Consider the following 8400-nt stretch of genomic DNA (forward strand, 5'->3'; position numbering starts at 1 on the left):
GTGGTTCAACTCGGAAAAGGGCTTCGGCTTCATCGAGCAGGACGGCGGCGGCCCCGACGTCTTCGCCCACTACTCGAACATCGCGTCCTCGGGCTTCCGTGAGCTCCTCGAGGGCCAGAAGGTCTCCTTCGACGTCACGCAGGGCCAGAAGGGCCTGCAGGCCGAGAACATCGTTCAGGCCTGAACGTCTTAGCACGCGAACCTCATAGCCGAGGCCCGCACCGTCAGTGGTGCGGGCCTCGGCTTGTGCTGTCACCAGGCCCAGGAAGGCATTTCCGTATGAATCGCTCCGAACGCCCTGCGCGTCCTGCCCGCAGGCGCTCCACGAACGCACGCGGAAAGGCCCCGGTGACCGGCGGCGGCCAGGCGAGGGGTGCCGCGAAGAAGCCGGGCCGGCCCAAGGCGAGGCCCGTACAGGGTGAGTTCGCGCTGCCCGAGAGCATCACGCCCGCACTGCCCGCGGTCGAGGCGTTCGCCGACCTGGACATGCCCGAAGCTCTCCTCAAGACGCTGGCCGCGCAGGGCGTGACCGAGCCCTTCCCGATCCAGGCCGCCACCCTGCCCAACTCCCTCGCGGGCCGCGACATCCTCGGCCGCGGTCGCACCGGCTCCGGCAAGACCCTCGCCTTCGGCCTCGCGCTGCTTGCCCGCACCGCGGGCCGCCGCGCCGAGCCGCGCTCTCCGCTCGCCCTGGTCCTGGTCCCCACGCGTGAGCTCGCGCAGCAGGTGACGGACGCCCTCACGCCGTACGCCACCGCCGTGAACCTGCGCATGTCGACGGTCGTCGGCGGCCTCTCCATCGCCAAGCAGGCGGGCACGCTGCGCCGCGGCGCCGAGATCATGGTGGCGACGCCCGGACGTCTCAAGGACCTCATCGAGCGCGGCGACGCCAACCTCTCGCAGGTGCGCACGACGGTCCTCGACGAGGCCGACCAGATGGCCGACATGGGCTTCATGCCGCAGGTCACCGCGCTCCTGAAGCAGGTGGAGCAGGGCGGCCAGACGATGCTCTTCTCCGCGACGCTCGACAAGAACATCGACCGCCTGGTCCGGATGTTCCTCGACGACCCGGTCGTGCACTCGGTCGACCCGTCCGCGGGCGCCGTGACGACGATGGAGCACCACGTCCTGTACGTGGCCGACGAGACCGACAAGAAGGCCGTCGCCCTGCGCATCGCCGCCCGCGAGGGCCGGGTGATCATGTTCCTGGACACCAAGCGCGCGGTGGACCGCTTCACCAAGCGGCTGCTCGCCAACGGCGTACGGGCCTCGGGGCTGCACGGCGGCCGTTCGCAGCCGCAGCGCAACCGGACCCTGGACCAGTTCAAGAACGGCCAGGTCACCGCCCTTGTCGCCACCAACGTGGCGGCCCGCGGCATCCACGTCGACGACCTCGACCTGGTCGTGAACGTCGATCCGCCCACCGACCACAAGGACTACCTCCACCGCGGCGGGCGTACCGCGCGGGCCGGGGAGTCGGGCAGTGTCGTCACGCTCGTCCTGCCGGACGAGAAGCGGGACATGACGCGTCTGATGTCCGACGCGGAGATCAGCCCGAACACCGCGCGGGTGAAGTCCACGGACGAGGAGCTCACGCGCATCACCGGTGCGCGGGAGCCGTCCGGGGTGCCGGTGGTCATCGAGGTCCCGCAGCAGCAGCAGGCTTCGCCGCAGCGTGGCCGGCGGGGGCGTCCCGCCGGACAGGGCGGGGGCCGTCCCGCCGGTCAGGGCGGGGGACAGCGCCGGGCCCGGCCGCAGGGGCAGGCGCAGGGCACCGGCGGTAAGCCTGCTGCCGGTGGCGGGGGTCGCCCGGCCGCGGGCGGCGGGAGCGGGTCCGGGCGCGCCCGGCGGCGTCCCTCCGGGGGCGGGGCGGGGCGCAAGGCGGCGTAGTGCTTGTGCCTGGCGGCGGGGTCTGTGCCCTGCCGCCGGGGGCGGGCTCCTCGGGTTCTGCTCCGGCGGCTTCCGTTGCCGAGCAGGCCTTTCCCGCCCACCCACCCGATGCCCCGCGTCCGGTCCTGAGCGAACGGGATGAACGACCTGATGACCGAGAAGCAGCCCCAACCCCCGTCACCAGAGCGGCAGTTGCTGCCCGTCGTCGGTGATGGGCGGCAGCGTCTGCGGGCCGACTGCGGGAGTTGCTTCGGGCTCTGCTGTGTGGCCCTGACCTTCGCCAAGTCCGCGGACTTCCCCGTCGACAAGGCCGCCGGCACCCCCTGCACCAACCTCCGGCAGGACTTCGGCTGCGGCATCCACCAGGACCTGCGCCAGAAGGGCTTCTCGGGCTGCACGGTCTACGACTGCTTCGGCGCGGGCCAGCAGGTCTCGCAGACCACGTACGGCGGAACCGACTGGCGGCGTGACCCGGACAGCGCCCGCCAGATGTTCGACGTGTTCCCGGTGATGCGCCAACTCCACGAGCTGCTCTGGTACTTGACCGAAGCGCTGGCCCTGCCGCAGACCCGCCCCATCAGGGCCGAGCTCCAGCATGCGCTGGACACGGTCGAAGATCTCACCCGGGCCACACCCGCGGCCGTGGCCGGGACGGATGTGGCCGCACACCGGGAGGACGTCAACGTCCTGCTGCTGCGCACCAGCGAACTCGTGCGCGCAGGCATCAAGCGGAAGAAGAAGGACCGCCGGGGAGCCGACCTGTTCGGCGCCCGCCTCAAGGGGGCCGACCTGCGGGGCGTCACGCTGCGCGGCGCCTACCTCATCGCCGCCGACCTGCGTGGCGCCGACCTCCGCCAGGCCGACCTGATCGGCGCGGACTTCCGGGACGCGGACCTGCGGGGCGCCGACCTCACCGGCAGCATCTTCCTGACCCAGTCGCAGGTGAACGCGGCGAAGGGGGACGCCGGGACCAAACTCCCGCCGGCCCTCGCGCGCCCCGCGCACTGGAGCTAGCCCGGCCGGGCGCGTGCCCCCGCGCTTCTACGTGTCGCATTCAAGTACCGTCCGGCACAGCGTGCACCGCGCCCGCGTCCGCCCCCGTACCGGCAGCCTGATCCGCTGATGGCAGGTCGGGCAGGGGAAGGAGACCCGCAGCGGCGCAATGCCCCCCGACGGGCCGCGCGAGGCGCCGCCCGGCTCGCGGGAGAACGCGTACGCCCCGGCACGGGACGCCGATCCCGATCCTGTTCCCGCACCGCCTGAGCCGTGCTCCAGGGCGTACCGCCGGTCCTTCGCGTACCGCCGCCGTCCCGCCCATCCCGCTGCCGTCAGCGGTGGCTGCTGTTCGTCGCGGCGGGCCTGCGCCAGCCCTTTCGTATAGGCGGTGTACGCCTGCGCGCTGGTGAACCATGTCTCCGGCGCCTCGCCGAAGGCGATGGCCCGTTTGGCCAGTACGTACCCGAACTCCTCCGGCGTCAGGTACCCGAGCTTCTGCGACGATGCGCCGTCCTCGCGGTAGGCGTCCAGGAGGAGCCAGCCCGCCCCCAGATAGGTGGTGGCGGTGTCCGTGAGGATTTCGTTGTCACGCGTGCCGGGGAACGAGAGGTCGAGCCGGTGCAGGTAGACGTGCATGATCTCGTGGGCGAGCGCCGCGCCGATGTCCCTGCGGTGCGTGCGGAAGCGGTCGTTGAGCTCGATGAAGTACTCGGGTCCCGCGGCGAGTTCGACGTTCGCCGCGTGTTCCATCTCGCGGAAGCTGACGATCGCGCGGGCGTCCGGAAGCCGGAAGTGCCGCACCATCTCGCGCGCCACCCGCTGCACCCCCGGATGCAGGTCGTCCTGATCGGAGAAGGCCACGTCGGCGGGGGTGATGCTGGTGTCGAAGGTGTGGACGGTGTCGTACGACAAACGCTTGTAGAGCGCGGTGATCGCGGAGCGCACCGTCTCCAGGTGGGGGTAGCCGTGCACCACAGGGCCGCCGTCCGACACGTGCGCACCCCCAGAAGACGGTTCGGCTCAACTCCGTTCCACTGTAGAGCCCTTCACCCCGGTCGGAACCAGCCCACCGGCGGGCCCGTGGCCGAAAAGCGCCCCTTGCTCTATGCGGACACTGATCTCCATAATCCGCAACAACGCATTGGCGGGCTCATGCCATTCTCGTGCTCTCGCGGGGAGGGGGCGGGTCCGCGAACGCCTGCAACCCCCCACGAAACCCCCCACGAAGGGAAGCCCGTTGAACACCAAGCTGCGTGGAGTCAAGAGAGCCGCCACCCTCGGTGCCATCGCCCTCGCATGTGTCAGTCTCCAGCCCGTCGCCGCTTCCGCGGCCCCGCACCCCGGCCCCACCCCGGGTGAGCGCGTGGTCGGCGGCACCCCCGCCGAGCAGGGCGAATTCCCGTTCATGGTCCGTCTGTCGATGGGCTGCGGCGGTGCGCTCTACGCCAAGGACGTCGTGCTGACCGCCGCCCACTGCGTGGACGGCTCCGGCGACAACACGAGCATCACCGCCACCGGTGGTGTCGTGGACCTGGAGTCCTCGGACGCGATCACCGTGAAGTCCACGAAGGTCCTGCAAGCGCCGGGTTACGACGGCAAGGGCAAGGACTGGGCGCTCATCAAGCTCGAGAAGCCGATCGACCAGCCCACGCTGAAGATCGCCAAGGACGACAAGCTCAACGAGGGCGACTTCACCATCGCCGGTTGGGGTGCCGACAAGGAGGGCGGCGAGCAGCAGCGCTACCTGCTCAAGGCGACGGTTCCGTTCGTGAGCGACGCGGACTGCGAGGCCGCGTACGGCGCCGACCTCACCCCCGGCGAGGAGCTCTGCGCCGGCAAGCTGGCGGAGGGCGGCACGGACACCTGCCAGGGCGACTCCGGCGGTCCCATGTTCCGCAAGGACGAGGCCGGGGAGTACGTCCAGGTGGGCATCGTCAGCTGGGGCAACGGCTGCGCACGCCCCAAGTTCCCCGGCGTCTACACCGAGGTGTCGACGTTCGCCGGTGACATAGAGAAGGCGGCGTCGGAACTCTGACGTCAGGATGGGCGCGGGGCCGGACCAGTTCAGCTGGTCCGGCCCCGCGGTCGTTCCCCGGCCCGGGGCTCCCGGTTCGGCCCGGGGCTCCCGGTTAGTCCAAGTCCTGCCACCCCTTTGTCCATGGGCGCACCACCGCCTCCCGGCGCAGGGTGACCGCACCGAGATCCGTTTCCCGGAGGGGTGCCATGCAGCCGTCAGACACGTCAGGGCCGAGCCGCAGAGCCGTAGTCGCCACGGGCGCGCTGGCCGGGGTCGGCGCAGCCGTCGGCCTCGGGGGCGCCGCGACCGCCGCGTCGAGGACCGCCGCCGCGGGCGAGGTCGTGCTCCGCTCCGCCGACCTCGACGTACGGGTCGCCACCGACTTCCCCCGCGTCATCTCGTACACGGACCGCGCCACCAAGGCGGTCCTGCACGCGCAGCCCGAAGCCGTCGGCACGCTCCTGGTGGACGACGTGACGCACACCCCGGAGGTGACCGTCGGCGACAGCGGGCGCAGCCGCATCGAGTACGTCCTCGACCTCGGCGGCGGCACCACCCTCACCGTCGAGATCGCCCTGAAGGGGCGCCAGGTGCACTGGCGCGTGACAAAGATCGACGACACCGACGCCCTGCGCGTCGGCACCCTGCGCATCCCCGGCCTCGCCCTCCTCTCCGTGCGCAGCGACCAGCCCGGCGCCGCCCTGCTCGCCGCGAAGGTCCAGCTGGACAAGGCCAAGAGCGGCGACACCGAGGTCAGGCCGGGCCCCGACACCCCGGCGGAAGCGGCCACCGGATGCGCCTACGCCGTCGTCGCGCACGACACGCTCGGCGGCGCCGTCGAGACCAACACCGTCTACGACAAACCCACCACCGAGGCCGGAACCACCTGGGACAACGGCAGGCTCTGGCGGGAGACCGTCAGGAGGAGCGGCCACACGGAGGCCCGGCTCACCCCCGGCCAGTGGACGCACCGCGCGGCCACCGCCGCCGTCGGCGACACCGAGCCACTGCCGTACGCCACCGTCGTCATCACCGGTGACCGCAACGGCGACGGAAAGGTCGACTGGCAGGACGCAGCCATCGCGTTCCGCGACATCATGGTGCAGCCCCTGGGCGCGGACGAGCAGCATCTGCGGGTCGTCCCGCACATTCCGTTCAACTTCGCCTCGCAGGCCACGAATCCGTTCCTCGCGACCCTCGACAACGTCAAGCGCATCCACCTGGCCACGGACGGCCTGCGGCAGTACACGCTGCTCAAGGGCTATCAGTCCGAGGGGCACGACTCCGCGCACCCCGATTACGCGGGCAACTACAACACGCGCGCGGGCGGCCTCGACGACCTCAACACCCTGGTCAGCGAGGGCAAGAAATGGAACAGCGACTTCAGTGTGCACGTGAACGCCACGGAGTCCTATCCCGTCGCGAACGCCTTCTCCGAAAAGCTCGTCGACAAGACGAACGAGCAGTGGGACTGGCTGGACCAGAGCTACCGCATCGATCAGCGGCGTGACCTCGTCTCCGGCGACATCGTCAAGCGGTTCGCCGACTTGCGGGACGAGACCGACGGCGCGCTCAATGCCCTCTACATCGATGTTTTCCGTGAGTCCGGCTGGACGTCCGACCGGCTGCAACGCGCCCTGCGGCAGCAGGGCTGGATCGTCACCAGCGAATGGGGGCACGGCTTCGAGCGCTCGTCGGTCTGGTCGCACTGGGCGACGGAGCCGGATTACGGACCCGACACCTCGCGGGGCATCAATTCGCGTCTTATCCGCTTCATCCGCAACCACCAGAAGGACGTCTTCGCCGACAAATGGCCGACGCTTCTGGGCATTGCCCGCATGGGTAATTTCGAAGGGTGGGTCGGCAAGACCGACTGGTCCTACTTCTACGATCTGATCTGGACCGACTCGCTGCCCGCGAAATACCTCCAGGCCCATCCCATCAAATCCTGGGGCGAGCACGAGATCAGTTTCTTCGGAGAGGGCGCCACGAAGGTCTCCGACACCGGGGGGACCCGTCGCATCGTGACCGACGGCCGGGTCGTCTACGACGGCGGGAGTTATCTGCTCCCCTGGGAGCCGCGCAAGGCCACCGACCCCACAAAGCTCTACCACTACAACCCCAAGGGCGGGAGAGCGAGTTGGGAGCTGCCCCGCGGATGGTCGGGGCTCCGCAAGGCCGTGCTGTACCGGCTCACCGACCAAGGGCGGGTCCTTGTCGGCGATGTCCCGGTGCGCGGCGGCAAGGTCACCCTCGACGCGAAGGCCGGGCAGCCCTACGTCCTCTACCGCTCGCGTGCCGCCGCCGTACCCGACCCCGGCTGGGGCCAGGGCACCCCGCTGCGCGACCCGGGCTTCCACTCCGGCTCCCTGGAGGGCTGGAAGGTCTCCGGTCCGGCCTCCGTCGCGCTCAGCAAGCTCGGTGACCACGAACTGGTCGTTGCCCCCGGCGGCAAGGCGGCCGTCGGCCAGCGGCTGCGCCGCCTGAAGGCAGGGTCGTACGTCGCCTCCGTACAGGTCGAGGTGGGGGAGAAGGCCGGCGAGGAGCGGAAGGCCACCCTGGAGGTGCGCACCGCCGACGGAGTCACCGCCGCCAACTGGACGCGGACCTCCACGGCGGGCAACTACGTGGCGGCCGACCGCAAGCACGGCACCCGCTTCCAGCGGATGTCCGTGCCCTTCACCGTCCCCGACGGCGGCGGAGCGGCAGAGCTGACGCTCAGGGCCGACGAGGGGCACGCGCGCGTGCGCTTCGACAACGTGCGCATCGTCGCCGCGCCGGGCGGCGCCCCCGGAGGAGGGCGGCTCGTCTCCGAGGACTTCGAGCAGGTGCCGCAGGGCTGGGGGCCCTTCGTGAAGGGCGACGCGGGGGACGTCACCGACCCGCGTACGCAAATCGCGCAGCGGCACGCGCCGTTCACGCAGCGCGGCTGGAACGGCAAGGCGATCGACGACGTCATCGACGGCTCCCAGTCCCTCAAGTCACGCGGCGAGAACAAGGGACTCGTGTACCGCACCGTCCCGCACACCGCCCGCTTCGAGGCGGGCAAGCGCTACCGCGTCTCCTTCCGGTACGAGAACGAGAAGGCGGGGCAGTACGCCTGGATCACCGCCGTCGACGAGCCCGCGGCCCGCGAGACCGACCGCAGGGAACTGCCGGTGGCGACCGAGCCGACCGTCCTGACCTACGAGTTCACCGCCCCGGCCAAGGGCGAGGCGTGGGTCGGGCTGCGCAAGACCGGTGACGACGGCACCGCGGAGTTCGTTCTCGACGCCTTCGAGGTGCGCGAGATCTGAGAAGCCCCCCGCCGGAGAGGCGTTCACAGCCTCTCCGGCGGGGTGTCCATGGCTTCCCGGCGGCCTTCCGATGGTTCTTTTGGCGGGCCCCTACGGCGTTCCGGGGGCCGGCGGGAGCGGCGCGAGCGAGACCGCCGCCGCGTCCTCCCCCTCGTCCCGCCCCCCCCCCCCCCCCCCCCCCCCCCCCCCACCCCCCCAAGA

6 protein-coding genes are annotated in these 8400 nt (G+C 71.0%); 5 read left to right on the forward strand and 1 reads right to left on the reverse strand.

The window, feature by feature from the left end; genetic code table 11:
• From ACQKIP_RS32670 to ACQKIP_RS32680, 3 genes are all read left to right on the forward strand, one after another.
• Positions 1–184, forward strand: a 184-nt coding sequence (locus ACQKIP_RS32670) for a cold-shock protein (RefSeq protein WP_427744950.1), incomplete at its 5' end; no start/stop codon positions are given.
• Between the two features lie 95 nt (positions 185–279).
• Positions 280–1890: a DEAD/DEAH box helicase gene (locus tag ACQKIP_RS32675; protein ID WP_365852933.1), complete on the forward strand. Its 1611-nt coding sequence runs from the start codon at positions 280–282 to the stop codon at positions 1888–1890.
• A 150-nt stretch (positions 1891–2040) separates the two neighbouring features.
• Entirely contained in the window at positions 2041–2904 is an 864-nt protein-coding gene (locus tag ACQKIP_RS32680) for a pentapeptide repeat-containing protein (protein ID WP_365852935.1), read from the forward strand.
• A 27-nt stretch (positions 2905–2931) separates the two neighbouring features.
• Here ACQKIP_RS32680 and ACQKIP_RS32685 read toward each other — a convergent pair whose 3' ends face one another.
• Complete coding sequence (locus tag ACQKIP_RS32685; RefSeq protein WP_365852937.1) at positions 2932–3879, reverse strand: hypothetical protein; 948 nt, start codon at positions 3877–3879, stop codon at positions 2932–2934.
• A 244-nt stretch (positions 3880–4123) separates the two neighbouring features.
• Here ACQKIP_RS32685 and ACQKIP_RS32690 point away from each other — a divergent pair, with 244 nt between their 5' ends.
• Together ACQKIP_RS32690 and ACQKIP_RS32695 are read left to right on the forward strand one after the other, a co-directional pair.
• On the forward strand, positions 4124–4921 hold the full coding sequence (locus ACQKIP_RS32690) for a S1 family peptidase (RefSeq protein ID WP_365852939.1): 798 nt from the start codon (positions 4124–4126) through the stop codon (positions 4919–4921).
• 188 nt (positions 4922–5109) lie between these two features.
• A complete protein-coding gene (locus ACQKIP_RS32695) occupies positions 5110–8199 on the forward strand; it encodes an endo-alpha-N-acetylgalactosaminidase family protein (protein WP_427744953.1) in 3090 nt (1029 codons plus the stop codon).
• Positions 8200–8400: the final 201 nt, after the last annotated feature.

Origin of the sequence: Streptomyces sp. NPDC059900 (assembly GCF_050270335.1) — a bacterium.
Taxonomy (GTDB): domain Bacteria; phylum Actinomycetota; class Actinomycetes; order Streptomycetales; family Streptomycetaceae; genus Streptomyces.

Bases quoted from the DNA above. Each gene is read 5' to 3' on its own strand.
- ACQKIP_RS32675 (WP_365852933.1), top strand. From the start codon at position 280: ATGAATCGCTCCGAACGCCCTGCGCGTCCTGCCCGCAGGCGCTCCACG.
- ACQKIP_RS32695 (WP_427744953.1), top strand. From the start codon at position 5,110: ATGCAGCCGTCAGACACGTCAGGGCCGAGCCGCAGAGCCGTAGTCGCC.
- ACQKIP_RS32680 (WP_365852935.1), top strand. From the start codon at position 2,041: ATGACCGAGAAGCAGCCCCAACCCCCGTCACCAGAGCGGCAGTTGCTG.